Raw genomic sequence first — 17,643 nt, 5'->3', positions numbered from 1 at the left:
AACTTACATATTTATAGCGGCCTGTGTCCACAACAAAGAAAAACACCCTTCGCGGGTGCTGTTTCTTATGCGTGGGTGAACGCCAGTTTTTGTCCATGTACGATGGAAAATTGAAAGAACTGTCTTCCAAATAGTGGACACTGTTTCGAGAATGAGACAGTTTTTCTCAAGCTCCGAAAACACTATATATCGTGAGTTTACAACTCAACTATTCTATATATTGATTTTTCTTACGTTCAAAGCTTAACACCCTTTTGTCTGCTTATGTGTGGACGCTTTAGGAATTTTTCCACATACAGAGGACAATGCTCACATTCTCCTACTTCTATGCCTGACGCCTAAGCTCGTCCTCATTTCTGACTCAGAGCAAAAAGAAATCAGCCATCGTACAAAACAGAATCAGCATGCTGATGACCTGATTCAGGTTGTAGGAGGCCACGTTCATCCGCTTCCGGCTGCTTGGCCGGACGATGCGGTGCTCGACCGCAAGGAGCACGGCGGAGACCGCGATGCCCGTCAAGTAGAGCCAGCCCAACCCCCGGATGAAGAAGAGGGCGAACAGCACGGCCAGCATAATCGTATGGAGCGATCGAGCGATGAACAGCGCGTCCTCGTAGCCGAACAGGCTTGGCACGGACCACAGTCCGGTCTTCCGGTCGAATTCGATATCCTGCGTTGCATAAATAATATCGAAGCCGGCAATCCAGAGCATCACCACCAGGCCAAGCAGGAACGGTGTCAAAGCCAGCTTGCCCGTGACGGCGAACCAGGCGCCCACCGGCGCGGATGCAATCGTGAAGCCGAGATACAGATGGCAGAGCCAAGTGAACCGCTTCGTGTACGAATACGAGCAGATGAGCGCGATCGCGACCGGGGACAGCCAGAGGCACAGCGGATTCAGCATGCCTGCCGCGAAGATGAAGACGGCGAAATTCAGCAGGATGAACGCCGTCACCTCCCGCTCCTGAAGCAGCCGCTGCGGCAGATGGCGGTGGGCCGTACGCGGGTTCGCCTCGTCATATTCCCGGTCGGCCAGCCGATTGAAGGCGTTCGCGCCGTTCCGCGCCGCCACCAGCGCGATAAGCGACCACAGCATCACATGCGCGGACGGCAGGCCGCCGGCGGCCCATACCATAGAGATAAGCGCGAACGGCAGCGAGAACAGCGTATGGGAAAACATGACGAGCTCGCCGAACAGCCGGGTCTTGCGGTACAGCTTCTGAATCCAGATCATTTCTGACTCCCCCAATATGCAATCATCCTAACTTCGGTGCCAGGCCTCTCCGCCAAGCCATGGCAGCCCGCGGATCATCCTCCGCAGGCTGCGTCTCCTGCAGGCTGCGGCTCCGGTCCGGAACATATCTATCCATATATTGCCTCACTCGATAGTCCCTATACATGCTTATCCTCCGGGCCGCCTTCATGGCTTCGGGTCTCATGCTGCCGGCTCCTGGAACCGGCCGGCGTCGGGCCGATGCGTTTGGCGATTTTACGCTTCGATGCCGCCCAGGACGCCGTCCAGCGCTTCCAGCATCGCATCGATGTCGCCTGTCTCGATGACGAGCGGCGGCTGGAACGCCAAGACGTTGCGGCCGATGCCGTTCTTCCCGATGATGAAGCCGCGCTCCTTCATCGCTTCCAGCACGGCGTCGGTCAGCGCGGCGCTGTCCGTTCCCGCCGCGCCCTGCAGCTCCGCGCCGATCATCAGTCCGCGGCCGCGCACGTCCGCGATCACCTGATGCTTCCGCTGCAGATCTTCCAATCCCTGCTTCAGCCGTTCGCCCAACCGGGACGCCCGCTCGACAAGGCCTTCTTCCTCGATATAGTCCAATACGGCAAGCGCCGTCGCGGACGAGACCGGATTGCCGCCGAAGGTCGAGGCGGACGGCCGGTTGAAGCTCGCCGCAATCTCGTCGGTCGTGGCAAAGGCGCCGATCGGCACTCCGTTCCCGAGCGCTTTGGCCATCGAGACGATATCCGGCGCGACACCGTCATGGTCGAGCGCGAACATGCGGCCCGTACGGCCGAAGCCGGTCTGAATCTCATCCGCGATCAGCAGCACGCCATAGGCCTCAAGCAATGCCTTCACTTCGCGGAAATAGCCTTCCGGCGGCACGATGATTCCGCCATTGCCCTGAACCGGCTCGACAATCATCGCCGCATACCGCTCTGGAGCCGCCTCCAGCGCCTGTCTCAGCGCCTCCAGCGAGCGGCGCATCGCGGACTCCGCGTCCAGGCCGGGCTCGTACGGCCGTGGAATAAACGTCACGCCGCCCTCATCGAGATGGTCGTCGGCCCGCCACATCGGCAGCCCGGTCACGCCCATCGTCAGCCAGGTGCGGCCGTGCAGCCCGTACTCCAGCGCCAGGAAATCGCGGCGCTTCGTATGCAGCCGGGCGAGCAGCAGCGCGCCCTCATTGGCCTCCGAGCCGCTGTTGCAGAAAAATGTCCGCGACAGCCGGCCCGGCAGGATGCCGTTCGCCAGCCGCTCGGCCAGGTCGGCCATCGGCTGTGTCAAATATATCGTCGTCGTATGCTGCAGCGTCTGCAGCTGCTTCACCGAAGCCTCCGCGATGCGGGGGTTGCAGTGGCCGCAAGCGACGACGGATACGCCGGCGAAGAAGTCTGTATACCGGCGGCCTTCATGGTCGTACAAGTATTGCATGGAGCCGCGCACGATCTGCGGCGGCTGGCGGTAGAAATGCTGCGTGCACGGGTAGAAATAAGCCCGGCGCTTTGCGAGCACGCCCTCCGGGCCAATAAAGGCGTTTCCCTCTATGCCGCTTGCCTGGTTAACATCCTGCCGCTCGTTTCCGATGCTTGTCATCGCGCACCCGCTCCTTCCTTCTGCCCGGCTGCTTCCTTCTCATCCGTTACTCCCTTCGATTCCGTCACTGCCTTTGATTCCGTTGCGGTTTTCGCTTCCGCCTTCGAGTCCGTTGCTGGTTTCGATTCCCTCTCCGCCTTCTCTTCTGCCGCAGGCTCCGCTTCCGTCTTCGCTTCCGCCGGTACCTTCGGCTCGCCCATCGGGCGGTCGAATTGCAGCGCGCCCAGCGTATAACCGGCATAGACCGGCTTCATGCCGCGAAAGATCTCCTCGCATCGTTCCAGTCCCTCCAGCGCCTTCCGGTAGGCCTGCACGAGGCCGCGCAGCTGCTCGACCGTATACGACTGCCCTTCAATCCGGAAATGGTTCACTCCGGCGGAGTGGAGCTCGGCGAGGAACGGCATGTAGCACAGTTCCTTGCACAAGGTGAGATGGTTGCGGCCGCGAGAATCCCGGTAGACCGGATTCTCTCCTTTGTCCGTCATCAGTACGAGATAACGGTTGTCGACGTAGCGGTTATCCTCCTGGCTGATCGGCTCCAGCGCCTCCGTATTCTCATACAGATCGAGCTCCAGATACATGACGACCGGAGACCCGTGTACGATCACCTCAACCGGAACCGGGCTCTGCTCCAGCAGCAATCCGAGATCATGCAGCGGCAGCTCCAGCGACGCCGTTACCCGCTCCAGACCGAAGCGCTCGTGGTAGAACTCGGCAGAACGGGCATTGTACACGTTCAGATTGACATCCCCGATCAGCGGCAGGCCCGCATCGCGGAAGCGGCGCATCGCGCCGAGATTCGTGACGAGCAGCCCATCCAGACCGCTGAGGTCCTGCGCCAGGGCATGGCTGTACTGCTCCATATGCAGCCCATCCATCATGCGCGGCAGGCCGAGGATCACCTTCGACGCGCCGGCGGCGCCGGCAATCCGTTCGATATCGCTGCGCGTGAACGGCCGGGCCGGCTGGAACACGTCTCCCGCGAGATAGACGATATCGGCGCCCGCTTCCAGCGCGGCCTGCGCCTGCTCGGCATCGTTCACATGCACGGAGAGCTGCGGGCGTTCCGTCCGGCGGGACGGGGTATGCACTTCCGCCAACGCAGCCTTCACTTGCTCGATGCGCTCCTCCTTCATTTCGCGCTCGGCGGTCGGGGTGCTGAATACTTTGCCCGTGCTGTAGAACTTGCCGGTTCCTTCATAACGGGTATTCAGATAATCCAGTCCGGGCTTGCCGAACGCATAGGCCGTCGTGAAATCCCGCTTCCGGTTCTCGAACAGCTTGCGGCTGTCCTGCGAGCGCTCGAATCCGACCGGATCGGCGATATAGCGGTCAATCGCGTCTCCGTAGCTGTTCACCAGCAGGCGGAGGAACTCGGCGTCGCGCATCCGGCCCTCAATCTTGAAGGAGGTGATTCCCGCCTCAATCAGCTCCGGAACATGCTCGTACAGGTTCATATCCTTGGCGGCGAGCGGATATTCGGTCGGGTACACGTTGCCGTCCTTCTTCACGCGATACTCCCAACGGCACGGCTTCATGCAGCGGCCCCGGTTGGCGCTGTTGCCGAACAGCAGCGAGCTGTAGTAGCAGTTGGCGCCATGCACCGTGCACATATCGCCATGAACGAAGTACTCGAACTCCATGCCGGTCTTCGCCTGCAGCAGCTGCGCCGTCCGGAGATCCATCTCCCGGGAAGCGACGATGCGCGTCACGCCGAGCTCCTGCAGCGCGCGAATCATTTCCTCGTTATGCACGTTCATCATTACCGAGGCATGCACGGGAAGCCGGTTCAGGTTCATCTCCTTAATCAGCGGAAATACGGCCATATCCTGAGCGATAATCCCGTCCGGACCGACCTCGTTCAGGAACGACAAGTACCGCTTCGCTTCCTCGATGTCTTCGCCATTCAGCAGATTGTTGACCGTCACATAGACACGCTTGCCCCGTTCATGCGCCATCTCTACCGCCGTCCGAATCTCGTCGTAGGACAGATTGTAGCCTTTGCGCATCATCCGCATGTTCAGCGACGGCCCGCCAAAATAGACCGCATCGCAATTCGCCTCAATCACTTCCTTGAAAATTTCAAACGTGCCTGCCGGTGCCAGCAGCTCGACCTCTTTGCCGTGAAAATATCTAGCCATGCCCGTTCCTCCTATCCCACATTTCCATACTATCATACTGTCAAGTTTATTTTTCCTAATTTTAAATATATCAGGCTTTGAAATATTTTATGTGATATTTTTCACTAAACAGACTGTAAATATAGAAGAGGTGGTGATCTAGAACCGAACCGATCACCACCACGATATGAAGAGCAGCAGGACGAGGAACGACGCAATGAACAGCGTGTCCGGCGCCCGCCATACGAGCATGCGCAGCGACGTGCGCGGCGCATGCAGCACATATCCCCGGGCCTCCATCGCCTGGACCAGCTCCTCGGCCCGCCGGAACGCGCTGACGATGACAGGCACCATGAGCGTCATGACCATCTTGCCTTTCTGGACGAAGGAGATCTCATGGAAATCGGCGCCGCGCGAAGCCTGCGCCTTCATCACCTTGTCCGCCTCCTCGAATAGGGTCGGAATGAAGCGCAGCGAGATCCCGATCATCATCGACCACTGCTGCGGCGAGCCGCCGACGAAGCGCAGCGGCTTCAGCACCCGCTCCAGGCCGAGATTGAGCTCGACCGGCGTCGTCGTGAACGTCAAAATCGCGGTGAAGGTGACGAGCAGCGCCATGCGCCATACCGCGTACGCCCCGTAGGTAACGCCTCCGGTCGTAATATTGAGCTTGCCCACATTCACCAGCGAGTTGCCGGTCTTGTCGAATAAGATATAGAACAGGAACATGAAGGCCATGATGAGCCAGAGCGGCCGCGACGCCCGAAAATAACGGGTTAAGGAAATGCGCGAGCTTATCATCACCAGCAGGGCGAATCCGCTCAGCACCGCGAGCTCCGCGAACGCGTCGGCCATAATGACCGTAATCAGAAAAAGGACCATCGCCACCAGCTTCCCCCGCGGATCGAGGCGGTGAATCCAGGAATCGGCGGGGACATACCGGCCGAGCATCATTTTGGCTTCCATCTGGCTAGTCCCCCTCCCTGCTGTCTAATGGACGGTCACCCCTTCCGGCCGCCTTCATGCCCAACCGCTCCGCAATCCAGTCGGCCCAACCCGCCGGATCGGCGGGCAGATCGTCCAGCGGCGCGCCCGTCTTATCCGCCACCAGCGCCGCGAGGCGCAGCGTGGCGGGAATCTCGATGCCGGCCGCCTCCAGCTCCTCGGGCCGGCGCATCAGCTCCTGCCGGCCGCCCTGGAATACGATGCGGCCTTCCTTCATCAGGATGAAGCGGTCGGCATGCGCGAACACTTCATCCAGGCGGTGCGTCACCATGACGACCGCCTTGCCCTGCTGCGCGCACAATCCGTGCAGCAGCCGGATCAGCTCTGCCCGGCTTATCGGGTCCAGCGTCGCCGTCGGCTCGTCCAGCACGAGCAGCTCCGGATCGGAGGCGAGCACCGTCGCAATCGCGACCTTGCGAATCTGGCCTCCGCTCAGCTCGAACGGGCTGGCCTCCAGCACCGATGAGGGCAAGCCTACCATCGCGAGGGCCTCCCGCGCCGCTTCGGCGGCTGCCTCGGGCTTCGCTCCGAACTGTATCGGCCCGAACATCAGGTCCCGTTCGACCGTCTCCTCGAACAGTTGATGCTCGGGGAATTGGAACACGAGCCCGACCCGGCGTCGCAGCGGCTTGAGACCGGACTGCTTCGCTCGGCCCTCGAAGGTGTATTCCAGCACCTGCAGCTTCCCGGAGGTCGGCTGCAGGATGCCGTTAAAATGCTGCAGCAGCGTCGATTTGCCGGAGCCGGTCGAGCCGAGCACGACCGTGAAGCCGGAATCGACGGCAAAATCCAAATCCTGCAGCGCATGGACCGGCGGCTGCCCCTGCGCCATATAATCGAAGGTTAATCGTTCAGCATGCACGATGGCCATAAGGCGTTCACCAACTCTCTCTCGTCATTCGTCGAGGCGACCGCTACGCCGCGCTCCCGCAGCGCTTGGGCCACCGACCAGACGAACGGGGCCTGCAGCCGGCAGTCCCGCATCAGCGCCTCATCCGCAAACAAAGCCTCGGGCGTGACATCCGCCGCAATCTTCCCGTCCTTCAGCACGATCGCGCGATCGGAAGCCATAATCTCTTCCGCATCATGCGTAATCGAGATAATCGTATATTTGCCGGTCGCATGCAGCTCCGTCCAATAAGCCGTCATCTCCCGTTTGGAGCGCTCGTCGAGCATCGAGGTCGCCTCATCGAAGATGAGCACCTCCGGCTCCAGGACCATCATGCCGGCGATGGCGGCCCGCTGCTTCTGTCCGCCGGACAGCTGCGCGGGATGACGGTCCAACAGCGGCTCGACGCCGAACCGCCGGGCCGACTCCGCCAGCCGGCGCTCCATCTCCGCATGCGGAAGGCAGCGGTTCTCCATCCCGAAGGCGATATCGTCCCGGACCGTCGTCGCGAAAAATTGATTGTCCGGATTCTGGAACAAAAAGCCGACGCGGCGGCGAATCTCCTCCAGGCTCGCTTCGGACAGCGTCAGGCCCGCCACCTCGATGCGGCCAGCCTGGGGGCGATGCAGGCCGTTCAGCAGCTTCACCAAGGTCGACTTGCCGGAGCCGTTCGGGCCGACAATGGACACCCACTGCCCCTGCGGAATGCGAAGGGACAGATCATCGAAGAGCAGGCGGTCCGGCCGATATTGGTACCGGACACCGCACAAGACGACCGCGTCATGCGCCCCCTTGCCGTCCGGACCTCTATCCAGGCCGGCGCCCCCCAAAGGCGGCGCTTGTTCCGGGCTCCCCGGCGCTCCGTCCGCCGGAACATCCGAAGCGAGCGCCTGGTTGCGATCAAGCGCCGCCTGCCGGTTCGCATCCGCCGCCGAGCTGTCGATCTGCGGCGTCAGCTTGTCGAAGAGCGGCAGCTTCGCCAGCGCCGCCACAATGTACTTCACGGCGATGCCGATGAAGACGCCGGTGACAACGCCGGTTATCAACAGCACCGGCAAGTAATAAAAAATATTGGCGGTGCGGAATACAATATACGCGGCCGTCAACTGGCCCGCGTTATGCGCCGCGCCGCCCACCACGGAGATGCCGATGAGGCTGACGTGATCTTTTCCGATTTTCAAGATGGCATACATGACGATGAAGCTGAACAGCGATCCGAGGAAGCTGAACAGAAATGCGGAGAACGTCCCCAGCATCAAGGTCATAAGCAGCGTCTTCAAGATGACCAGCATCAACGCATCGCGGCCGCGCAGGAAGTAGAGGCAGGCGAGAATCATTACGTTCGCAAGCCCCAGCTTCGCCCCGGGAATCGGCATAATCGTCTGCACGGGCAGCATCGCTTCCACGAAGCCGAGCACGACGGCCACGGCGCTAAAAATCGCGATAATTACCGCCCTTTTCAAGGCGTCCGAAGAGGATTCTCCCTTTCGCCAGGCCGGGCTATTGTACGACCGCATCGATCTCATCCTCCTCTGCGCCGTCCTCGCTTACCAGCTCGACGAGCACACGATGAGGGATGCAGACGATCGTGCTGTTCGGACGGGTAACAAAGCCGAAGGACAGGCATACTTTATCCGGGCAATCGGCCTCGAACATTTCAATGCCATAGTCATGAACCTTCAATATATTTAGTCCTTTGCTTGTTTCGACTTTTATAATCTGCTCTTCCTTCGTCAGTTCTACTTTTTGATACAATTCTCCGTCCACCGTAATATTGGCAAACACCTTTGAATTGTGCAAATTTTCACTTTCTTGTTGAAACAGCCATTTCGGCACAAGAAACGCCAGCGCCGCGATGACAATGACTCCGATGAGAATCAGGTCTCCACGTTTCATTGCAATGACTCCTTGGATTAAATTTGAATAGTTTATCTTTTGCCATTATACATCTCTCATCCTTCATCAGCAACGAACTTCCATGTCCATCCGATGACATCTGCTCCTGTCCATCGATGACTTCTGGTACCGAATCCCCGCCCGGAGCGGGATCGTAACGGGCTTCCTTGCAACTCCATCCGTAACTGTTATAATAAGCGTGTTCCGCAAGCGAGCTTCGCCGCCACGGGAAGCTAGCGCGAACCGATATCCAGTCAGTCTATCCGAACGGGGGAATTGAGAATATGACACAACATCGACGGCTGCCGCTTCGAAGCTGCCTCCTTCTGCTCGTGGTCTTCATCCTCGTGCTTGGCGGATGCGCCAAGGAGAATTCCACGAATGCCGGCTCCGGAACGTCTTCGATCAAGCAGCAGACTTACTTCATTTTCGATACGATCGTGACGGTCAAAATATATGATGAACGGGCGGGGGACGCCCAATTCAAGGATATCGAAGCGATTCTGAAGGAGATCGACCATAAAATGAACCGCCAGGACAAGGAGAGCGAAATCTCCCAAGTCCAAGCCGCTTCCGGCAAGCAGGCCGTGGCGGTCTCCCAGGATACATTCGATATTATCGCCACCTCGCTCGACTACGCCAAGCGCACCGGCGGCATGTTCGATCCGACCGTCGGCCCGATCGTCGATCTGTGGGGTATCGGCTCCGAGAATGCCAAGGTTCCCGATCCGGCGGAACTGAAGCAGAAGCTGGAGCTGATCGACTACCGGGATGTCACCCTGAATCCGGACAAACTGGAAGTGAAGCTCGAAAAAGAAGGCATGGAGCTTGACCTCGGCAGCATCGGCAAAGGCTATGCCGCTGACCGTATCGCGGATTATTTGCGCGAGTCGGGATTCGAGAGCGCGATCGTCGATCTCGGCGGCAACATTTTCGCCGTCGGCCCGAAGCCGGGCGGCAAGGATTGGATCATCGGGGTGCAGGATCCGGATGAGACGCGCGGGAATCAGATCGGCAAAATGACGGTCCAGAACAAAACGATTGTCACCTCGGGCGTGTATGAACGGTACTTCGTCGAGAACGGCAAGCATTATCACCACATTCTGAACCCAATGACCGGGTATCCGATCGAAAATAATCTGAGCAGCGTCACGATCGTGACGAGCAGCTCGACTCATGCCGACGCGCTGTCGACCTCGACGTTCGCTCTCGGACTCGACGAAGGGATGAAGTTCATCGAATCCAATCCGGAAGCCGAGGCCATTTTCATCACGACCGATCACAAAGTATACTGCACGCCGGGCATTAAGGATATTTTCGAATTGACGAATAGCAATTACACCATCGTCAAGCAATAATCGCTTCCTGCCTGCGGCGATAGGAAGGGGTGCCTCTCGCCTTAGACGGCCGGCGGCACCCTTTTCCCGCCTATGCAGTGCTCGCAGCTTGGCCGAGGCCCTTCCTTCGAGGTTCCGGGTTCTATGGTGCTGCGATCCTTTTGCCTAAATCGCGGACAGCACGGCGCCTGTCGCGATCCGGTGGAAGAACGGAGAATGCGAGACACGATGCTCTCCCACCGGATCGTTCGCGATGAACGGAAGCCGTTCTGCCTCCAGCTCCTCCAGCCTGTCTACCCGGCCCTCCACATAATCGAGCAGCCGATCCTCGGCCGATTGCAGCCGGGCCAGCACCCCGCCGTAGCGGATGTCGAGCACTTCCCAGCCGAACGGCTTGCTTGTCGCCATCCACAGCGCGCGATGCGCCTTGCGGGTCCGATCCGCCTGCGCGCGGACGCGCGGAATGACGTTCTCCGCCAGGCTGCGGAGCTTCTCATCTTCCCGCGCCCGATAGGCCGTGGTTACCTGCAGGCCGAGCGCTCCCTTCATGGACAGCGTCTCCGCCAGCTTCGCATAGAACCCGAACACCAGCTTGTGCATTCCCGCAGCTTGCGCTTCAGCGGCGGCAAGCCGTTCGGCCAGCTTCGCGTAATGCGCCGGCAGCGCCGTCTCGAGCTCGCCTTCCAGATCTTTGTCGAACAGGCCGATTAACGTATCCTGCCAGAGCAGGAACTTGGACGCGTTCGAGCTGTGCATATTGTTCTTCGTTACGCCCGGCGTCTCGTCCAGATAGGTTAGCTGCCAGTAATCGTCGAGACTCTGGCCAGTGCAGAGGCGAAAGCGCTCCGCCAACGCCGACTCGTCCACCTCGCCGTCCGTATACCCGTGCTCCGCGAACAATTGAAGGCCCGGCAGAACGGTCAAATGGTTCGTCTCCTGCCCGTTGTCGCCCCACGCCGTCGCAAATACTTCGCGTATGCCCTTCGCCTTGCAAGCCATAAGCGCCGGATTCGTGTTCTGCCATGTCTTGCCATAGTTCGGGCTGATGCTGCCCCACAGCCAGACGCCGCCGGCGAACACCGGATCCGAACCGAGCGCGCGGTGTTTGTCGAGGAAGTTCTCATAGAACTTCTGATCATCATGGTAATAATCCCAATAGACGAACTGGACGCCCTTCGGAATCCGGGCCACCTCATCGCTGGAAAACTCCAGGTCCAGATCGTAATAATGGCCCCCGTTGTTCATCAGCAGGTGAAAATACATGTCGCTCCACATCATCGGCTGTAAGCCATGCTTCCCGGTAATCTCCAGCACGCGCCGTAGATGTTCGTTCATAATATCGAACCGTTCCTGGAAGCCGTGCTTGAACAAATATCGCCCCAGTCCAAGTCCGAACGCCTCGTCCATGCCGATATGAATCCGGTTCGAGCGAAGCGGATTCGATACGGCCGCGATCATGTCCTCAATGAAGCGGTAGGTGGCATCCGAGCCGGCCAGCAGCACATCCTCGGTATCGCGCAGCTCCTCGGCCTCATCCCATTTCAGCGCCTGGGCCAGATGCCCCAGCGTCTGAATGCACGGCACCACCTCAATGCCAAATTGGGCCGCATAATCGTCAATGGCCCGCAGTTCCTCTGCGGTATACCGTCCCCGCATATATCCGAAATAAGGCCGCTCCGGCACCTCATATGTATCTTCCGTATAGAGCATGATGCCGTTCAACCCCATCAACGCCATCGAACGCAGCAATTCCTTCAGCATGGCCAGATGGGGTACGGCATTCCGTGAAGCGTCGATCATCGCCCCGTTGTACGTGAATTGCGGCCGTTCTGCTATATGGAACGATCCGCCCTGACGGTAAGCTTCCACGAACCGCCCGAGCCCCCGGAAAAAATGGATTGGCTCCGCATAACGGATCCATCCCGAGCTTCCATCCCAAGATACCGTTAACTCCCCGGCGGCCTGCTCTACCTTTACAGCTACCGCTTCGGGATTAGGGCTCCCCGCCTCGCTAATTTCTACGTCAAGCAGCTGCCGGAGCTCCCGAGTTCCGGGCAAGAAGCGGTCAACATCGCCGCTGAATTGAATATGCATCCTCTTGTTCCTCCTCTGGTCGTATAAATCTGCTCCATGCTGGCCACTGTAAGTGGTAGGATGTGATTAGGATAGCGCTATCGATCCCGTTATGCAACCTGGGACTCAACTTTGCTCATCATACGTACAAGATCTGCAAGCATACTGCGACGCCACTGGCCGAGAGGAAGAGCTGCGGACTCTTACGCTCCTTTGCTTCAATATCCCCAGCGCTCAGCTTGTCACCTGAACCGTTGGGATAACGGCAATAAGACTGCAGGGGCTTCTACCGCTACTTGCTCCACTATCCCCGGAACTCAGCTTGTCGCTGAACTGATGGGATAATGGTAATAAGGACTGGCGAGGCCTCTTCCGGTCCTTGCTCCGCTATCTCCAGCGCTCAGTTTGTACCCTGAACCGTTGGGAGAATGGCAATAAGGACTGGCGAGGCCTCTTCCGGTCTTTGCTCCGCTATCCCCAGCGCTCAGCTTGTACCCTGAACCGTTGGGATATTGGCAAAAGGACCTGCAAGGCCCTCTATCGCTCTTGGCTCCGCTATCCCCGGAACTCAGCTTGTGCCCTGAACCGTTGGGATAACGGCAATAAGGACGAAAAGGAGCGACCTCCGTCCCTGAGCCATTGGCATCGTGGAGCAAAGGCATAAATCAGCGGGGTTTCCCCCAGCCCAGAACGCCCATGTCGATAACAATAGCGGCCCGATAAAGAGATTCAGAGTCCTTCGCAAGGGTTGTGCGCCAACGTTCCCTCGCCGCCCTTTCGGGGACATGCCAAAAAGACATGGCTTGCCGATCCATGTCTGGGGCAGACTTTGCAGCAGGCCAGGCGTATAGAACCGCCAGCATCCCGTCAATGCTATTGCAAAGGGGGTGACACGCAATGGCTAAAGACGTGCTGTGTGAAGTGAACAGCTGCAAATACTGGGCTGCCGCACTAGCGTTGCATCAATCTTTTTACGAAAATTTCTATCCCATAAGTCTCTATATTTGTAACTTATTGAACTATATTCATGGACAAAAATAAAGAAATCTCCTATTGTTGAGTTACCCTAACGTTATCCATAAAACGCCTCAACAAAGGAGATTTCTTATGGATAACGTACCGAATCATAACGTCATTTGTCAATGCCTAAAATGGTTACATGTCCATTCTACTCGACACGAGTCATTGGATTACCGGGCCCAAAAGCTGTTTGTCGGCTCTTCGACACTCTTATTTGTAGAGGCACAGCTTCAGCAACGAGACTCATACAAAGTCATGTCAGAGCATGTAGCGGCTAATCCTGAATTTCAAGATCTTCTGGGTCTCAAGAGCATAAGCGCTTCTCAACTATCGCGGAAGCTGAAACGGCTGCCTATGGAGTATCTTCAGACGCTCTTTTTCTCGCTCATTGATCGAATCAAGCAACTTACAAAAGGGAAACGCGGCATTACGCCTGGTATTGGGAAACTCAAGCTAATCGATTCATCGGGAATTACACTACCTCCCATTCTCGCGAAATGGTCCTATTGTTCCAAAAGTAGCCATGGCGTGAAGATGCACACCTCCTTGGTCGTTGCGGACTCCAAAACGATGTATCCAGACAAGATCGTCGCTTCAACCAAAGATGTAGCCGATCATGAAGTCGTGTTGGAATTTACAGTGGATAAAGATGCGACCTACGTGATGGACCGAGGATACCAGGTATACGACCATTTTCAGAAATGGGTAGAGGATAAGATTAAATTTGTTTGCCGCGTCAAGCAAAAGAGCCGGTTAACGATCATCAGAAAAAGAGACCTCCCCAAAAGGCAGAATGGGTTTATCCTTGATGCTGATGTGACGATGCCGGAGCTGCCAGCGGTTCTGCGTTTGATTGAGTTTAAGGATGACCAAGGGCGTACCTATCGAATTGTAACGAATCGATTTGACTTATCCGCACATCAAATTGCCGAGATTTATCGAAATCGCTGGCATATTGAGTTGTTTTTTAAATGGGTCAAGCAGCATATTCGATTGGTAAAACCCCACGGTTATACGGCCGAAGCGATTTGGAACCAAATGTATATTGCTTTAATCGCGTATGCTCTCTGTTTGCTGATTAAATTAACACTGGACTGTAAAAAGTCGACATGGGACCTCCTCCAGTTGATTCGCATCTATGCGGAAAAACCATGGGAAAATTTGATCGCTGCACTCAACCGCAAGCCGACTCGAACATCTAGAGGTCGACCAAAGCGAAATGGGAGACGTCCGAAAAAGGCAACAAAGTCGATGAAACCGAGACTGATTGTGACGTAATGACAAACGAAAACGATTTTTACATATAATGGATAACGCGTAGGGTCTGTTTCCAGCTCGACTTTTTTAGACTTAGCGCGGACATCGCAAATGTAAATATATATCATATATTGATGTTAATTGAAATTAGATTATGAACTAACCGCTCGATGCAACGCTAGTGGGGCTGCCGGCAACAAATGCAACGCTTCTTCGATTTATGTCGTGAATCGTCAGGGAAGACAAGCAAGTAATTCCGAAGAAACGGATTGTAAAACGTTCGAGCCCAAAATTTAACGTATGTCCAAGCAGCCTTGCCGGGCTGCTTTTTCACTCAGATACTGATAATTATTATCATTTCCTTCCGAATATATGCAAGCTCTGATCACCGTTATGAAAAAAACGGATGTCTTCCGCAACTGCCTGTTCCGGACGGTCCAAGGATCAAGAAACCAGGCCCGACCCGAACGGACCTGGTTCGATATATACTGCGAGCGGAAGCTTATCCCGTGACAGAGTGGTCAAGGCTCCCCGAGGAGGAAGCCGCCGCAGCCGGTGCCGCTGATGCGGCAGAAGCGGAAGCACGCGTCGCCGAAGGCTGAGCCGGCATGGCCGCAGCCGGATTCGGCCGCAAGTAGGCCAGGCAGTAAGCGCCGGCCACGAAAACGGCACCGCCGGTGAGGTTGCCGAGCCAGACGGGGATGAAGTTCATGATGTATTCTCCCCAGCTGTAATAGCCTTCGAAGATGGCGGCCGGAATGACGAACATGTTGGCCACAACGTGCTGGAAGCCGATGGCCACGAACGTCATCGTCGGGAACCAGATGCCCAATACTTTGCCGCTGAAGCTCTTGGAGCCGTAAGACAGCCACACGGCCAATGCGACGAGCCAGTTGCAGCCGATGCCTGAGACGAACGCTTGCAGGAAGCCTTCTTCCAGCTTGTGTCCGGCAACGGATACGGTCTTCTCCAGATAGACGCCATCGGCAGTCAGGCCGACGATATGCCCAAAGAAGTAAGCGACAAAAATCGCGCCTAGGAAATTGCTCAACGTAATCACGATCAGATTGCGAGCGACCTCACCGGTCGTAATTCGGCCCTTCATCCGGGCCAATGGAACGGCCATCATATTGCCGGTCAGCAGCTCACCGCCCCCCAGCAAGACAAGGATGAGCCCGATCGGGAAGAGAGAGGCGCCGATAAGCCCGGTGATCGTCCCCCACTCTGGCGGCGCGCCCGCCGTCACCCGTATATACAGTAAGTATCCCAGCGCGATGAACGTGCCTGCCAGAAATCCCAATATCACCATGACCGACAGCGGATTGCGGGCCTTAGTCGTCCCTGTCTCCACCGTCGCTGCCGCTATCTCCTGCGGCTTCAAGTATCCTGCCATACTGCATTACCTCCCTGCACCGCAAGTACCTTGTTGGCCAATCGTATCCTCCCGAATGAACGGAACCGTTAGCCGTATGGCGGTCCATATCAGGCGGATGTTAAGATGCAAGTTCATTGTATCGAAGCTTCCTCACTGAGGTTGTGCATTTTATCACAAGTCAATGTTCAAAATTAACAATCTGCCAACATCTCATGGAGCAAGTCAAGAACCGCCTAGAATCGCGGGGAGCCGTGGAGCAACGAAGCCGCCGAAAACCGCAAAAAACGGAAAAAGCCCGCGGACCTTACGGCAGCGGACTTCCTTGTATAGATTATGCTTTCGCGATGATGCTGCGGGCGATGTGGACTCCGGCTGCCCCGGCTTGCGCCAACCCGCGGGTAACGCCGGCCCCGTCGCCGCCGCAGTACAGTCCGGCAATCTCGGATTCGAGCGACGTATCTAGTTTCGGGCGGGCCGAGTAGAATTTCGCCTCGACGCCGTAGAACAGCGTATGCTCGGAAGCGATTCCCGGCGTCACCTTGTCGAGCGCCTCCACCATTTCGATGAGACTCTTCATTGTATTGTATGGCAGCACGAGGCCCAGATCGCCAGGGACCCCCTCACGCAGCGTCGGCTCCAGAAAGCCTTCCCGGATGCGCTTTTCGGTGGAGCGGCGCCCGCGGAGAATATCGCCGTATTTTTGCACAATGACGCCGCCGCCGGACAAATCGTTGGCGCGCTTGCAGATTTCGCGGGCATACTCGTTCGGCTTGTCGAACGGCTCGGTGAACGTGTGCGAGACGAGCAGAGCGAAGTTCGTATTTGTCGAGCCGAGCTTCGGATCCTTGTAGGAGTGGCCGTTCGCGCACATGATGCCGCTGTGGTTCTCGACCACGACATGACCGGACGGATTGCTGCAGAAGGTGCGCACCCGCGTGCCTACGGACGTGTTGAAGATGAATTTTCCTTCGTATAGATGCTCGTTAATCTCCCGCATGACCACGTCCGATGTCTCAACGCGCACGCCGACATCGACCTGGTTGTTGTACATTTTCAGGCGGCGCTTCTTCAAAATCTCCGTAAGCCAGGCTGAACCGTCCCGTCCCGGCACGACGACGACGCGATCGGCTTCGATCGTCTCGCCGCCCTTCAGCTCGATTCCCTTCACGAGATGGCGGCCGTCTTCCTTCACGGTGACGAGATCCGCCACTTCGGTCTTATGCATCATATCGATGCGGGTCTTCAAGTATTCAAAAATCGATTTCAAAATCTCCAGGTTCTGCTCCGTCCCCAAGTGGCGGACTTCCGCACGCAGCAGCTTCAAGCCTGCCGCATATCCCTTCTGTTCGATCCGGCGCACGGTATCGGTCGTCGGGTCTGTTATATTCGTCGTGGCTCCATGCTCCAAATTAATCCGGTCCACGTATTGAATCAGATCAAGCACCTGCGACGGCGGCAAATAATCGGTCAGCCAGCCGCCGAACTCGGTCGTAATATTGAATTTGCCGTCACTGTAGGCGCCGGCTCCGCCGAAGCCGTTCGTGATGGAACAGGCGGGCAAGCATCCGGCGAACTCTTTGCGGCCGATAGCCGGAGGGCAGAATTGAATCTTCTCCTCCAGGATCGGACAGCTCCGCCGGTAAATATCATGACCTTTGTCCACTAACAATACGTTAAGATGGGGGGCTTTCAATGTCAGCTCATAGCATGTAAAAATTCCTGCGGGCCCTGCGCCAACGACAATGACATCATACTTGCTCATAAGATCAGGATCCTCCTCGTTCATAACTCGTTGTATGAATCTGAATGGGCGAATGACGAACTTCCGTTCCTTTTCCGGGCGA

13 protein-coding genes and 1 pseudogene are annotated in these 17,643 nt (G+C 57.1%); 3 read left to right on the top strand and 11 right to left on the bottom strand.

Annotation, left to right across the window (positions count from 1 at the left end):
* Window positions 1–361: 361 nt before the first annotated feature.
* The 8 genes from OCY70_RS09230 to OCY70_RS09195 all read right to left on the bottom strand — a co-directional run bounded on the left by OCY70_RS09230 (window position 362) and on the right by OCY70_RS09195 (window position 8,737).
* Window positions 362–1,234 (bottom strand): UbiA-like polyprenyltransferase, encoded by an 873-nt coding sequence (locus OCY70_RS09230; protein ID WP_213426632.1) that lies wholly within the window; start codon window positions 1,232–1,234, stop codon window positions 362–364.
* Between the two features lie 22 nt (window positions 1,235–1,256).
* Window positions 1,257–1,439: a hypothetical protein gene (locus OCY70_RS09225; RefSeq protein WP_261944811.1), complete on the bottom strand. Its 183-nt coding sequence runs from the start codon at window positions 1,437–1,439 to the stop codon at window positions 1,257–1,259.
* A gap of 50 nt (window positions 1,440–1,489) precedes the next feature.
* Window positions 1,490–2,827 carry an aspartate aminotransferase family protein gene (locus OCY70_RS09220; RefSeq protein WP_213426633.1) on the bottom strand — a complete coding sequence of 446 codons (1,338 nt, stop codon included), beginning with the start codon at window positions 2,825–2,827 and terminating at the stop codon, window positions 1,490–1,492.
* Complete coding sequence (locus OCY70_RS09215; RefSeq protein WP_213426634.1) at window positions 2,824–4,968, bottom strand: peptidase U32 family protein; 2,145 nt, start codon at window positions 4,966–4,968, stop codon at window positions 2,824–2,826. The genes OCY70_RS09220 and OCY70_RS09215 overlap by 4 nt, the downstream gene beginning before the upstream one ends.
* A 153-nt stretch (window positions 4,969–5,121) precedes the next feature.
* On the bottom strand, window positions 5,122–5,913 hold the full coding sequence (locus tag OCY70_RS09210; RefSeq protein ID WP_213426635.1) for an energy-coupling factor transporter transmembrane component T family protein: 792 nt from the start codon (window positions 5,911–5,913) through the stop codon (window positions 5,122–5,124).
* Between the two features lie 4 nt (window positions 5,914–5,917).
* Entirely contained in the window at window positions 5,918–6,823 is a 906-nt protein-coding gene (locus OCY70_RS09205) for an ATP-binding cassette domain-containing protein (protein ID WP_213426636.1), read from the bottom strand.
* Entirely contained in the window at window positions 6,796–8,358 is a 1,563-nt protein-coding gene (locus OCY70_RS09200) for a Gx transporter family protein (RefSeq protein ID WP_213426637.1), read from the bottom strand. The genes OCY70_RS09205 and OCY70_RS09200 overlap by 28 nt, the downstream gene beginning before the upstream one ends.
* Entirely contained in the window at window positions 8,342–8,737 is a 396-nt protein-coding gene (locus tag OCY70_RS09195; RefSeq protein ID WP_133382076.1) for a NusG domain II-containing protein, read from the bottom strand. Before OCY70_RS09195 ends, OCY70_RS09200 begins: the two co-directional genes overlap by 17 nt.
* 284 nt (window positions 8,738–9,021) lie before the next feature.
* Between OCY70_RS09195 and OCY70_RS09190 the strand changes: the two genes are divergently transcribed.
* Window positions 9,022–10,095 carry an FAD:protein FMN transferase gene (locus tag OCY70_RS09190; protein WP_213426638.1) on the top strand — a complete coding sequence of 358 codons (1,074 nt, stop codon included), beginning with the start codon at window positions 9,022–9,024 and terminating at the stop codon, window positions 10,093–10,095.
* A 144-nt stretch (window positions 10,096–10,239) separates the two neighbouring features.
* On the opposite strand, the gene OCY70_RS36535 is transcribed toward OCY70_RS09190, so the two are convergent.
* Window positions 10,240–12,168 (bottom strand): beta-N-acetylhexosaminidase, encoded by a 1,929-nt coding sequence (locus OCY70_RS36535; protein WP_213426639.1) that lies wholly within the window; start codon window positions 12,166–12,168, stop codon window positions 10,240–10,242.
* 1,086 nt (window positions 12,169–13,254) lie between these two features.
* Here OCY70_RS36535 and OCY70_RS09180 point away from each other — a divergent pair.
* Together OCY70_RS09180 and OCY70_RS09175 are read left to right on the top strand one after the other, a co-directional pair.
* Window positions 13,255–14,445, top strand: coding sequence for an IS4 family transposase (locus tag OCY70_RS09180; protein ID WP_261944552.1), 1,191 nt, complete (start codon window positions 13,255–13,257; stop codon window positions 14,443–14,445).
* A gap of 165 nt (window positions 14,446–14,610) precedes the next feature.
* Window positions 14,611–14,721, top strand: a pseudogene (locus OCY70_RS09175) (DUF1540 domain-containing protein); the annotation flags it as partial.
* 205 nt (window positions 14,722–14,926) lie between these two features.
* Here the strand turns inward: OCY70_RS09175 and OCY70_RS09170 are convergent.
* Together OCY70_RS09170 and OCY70_RS09165 are read right to left on the bottom strand one after the other, a co-directional pair.
* Window positions 14,927–15,817, bottom strand: a complete 891-nt coding sequence (locus OCY70_RS09170; protein ID WP_213426640.1) for a formate/nitrite transporter family protein — start codon at window positions 15,815–15,817, stop codon at window positions 14,927–14,929.
* Between the two features lie 313 nt (window positions 15,818–16,130).
* Window positions 16,131–17,561, bottom strand: coding sequence for an NAD(P)/FAD-dependent oxidoreductase (locus OCY70_RS09165; RefSeq protein ID WP_213426641.1), 1,431 nt, complete (start codon window positions 17,559–17,561; stop codon window positions 16,131–16,133).
* Between the last annotated feature and the right edge of the window lie 82 nt (window positions 17,562–17,643).

The sequence above is a fragment of the Paenibacillus melissococcoides genome, from assembly GCA_944800085.1.
Classification (GTDB): domain Bacteria; phylum Bacillota; class Bacilli; order Paenibacillales; family Paenibacillaceae; genus Paenibacillus_B; species Paenibacillus_B melissococcoides.
Note: the sequence above shows the minus strand (reverse complement) of the source record. Positions and strands in the feature narration are given on the sequence as shown.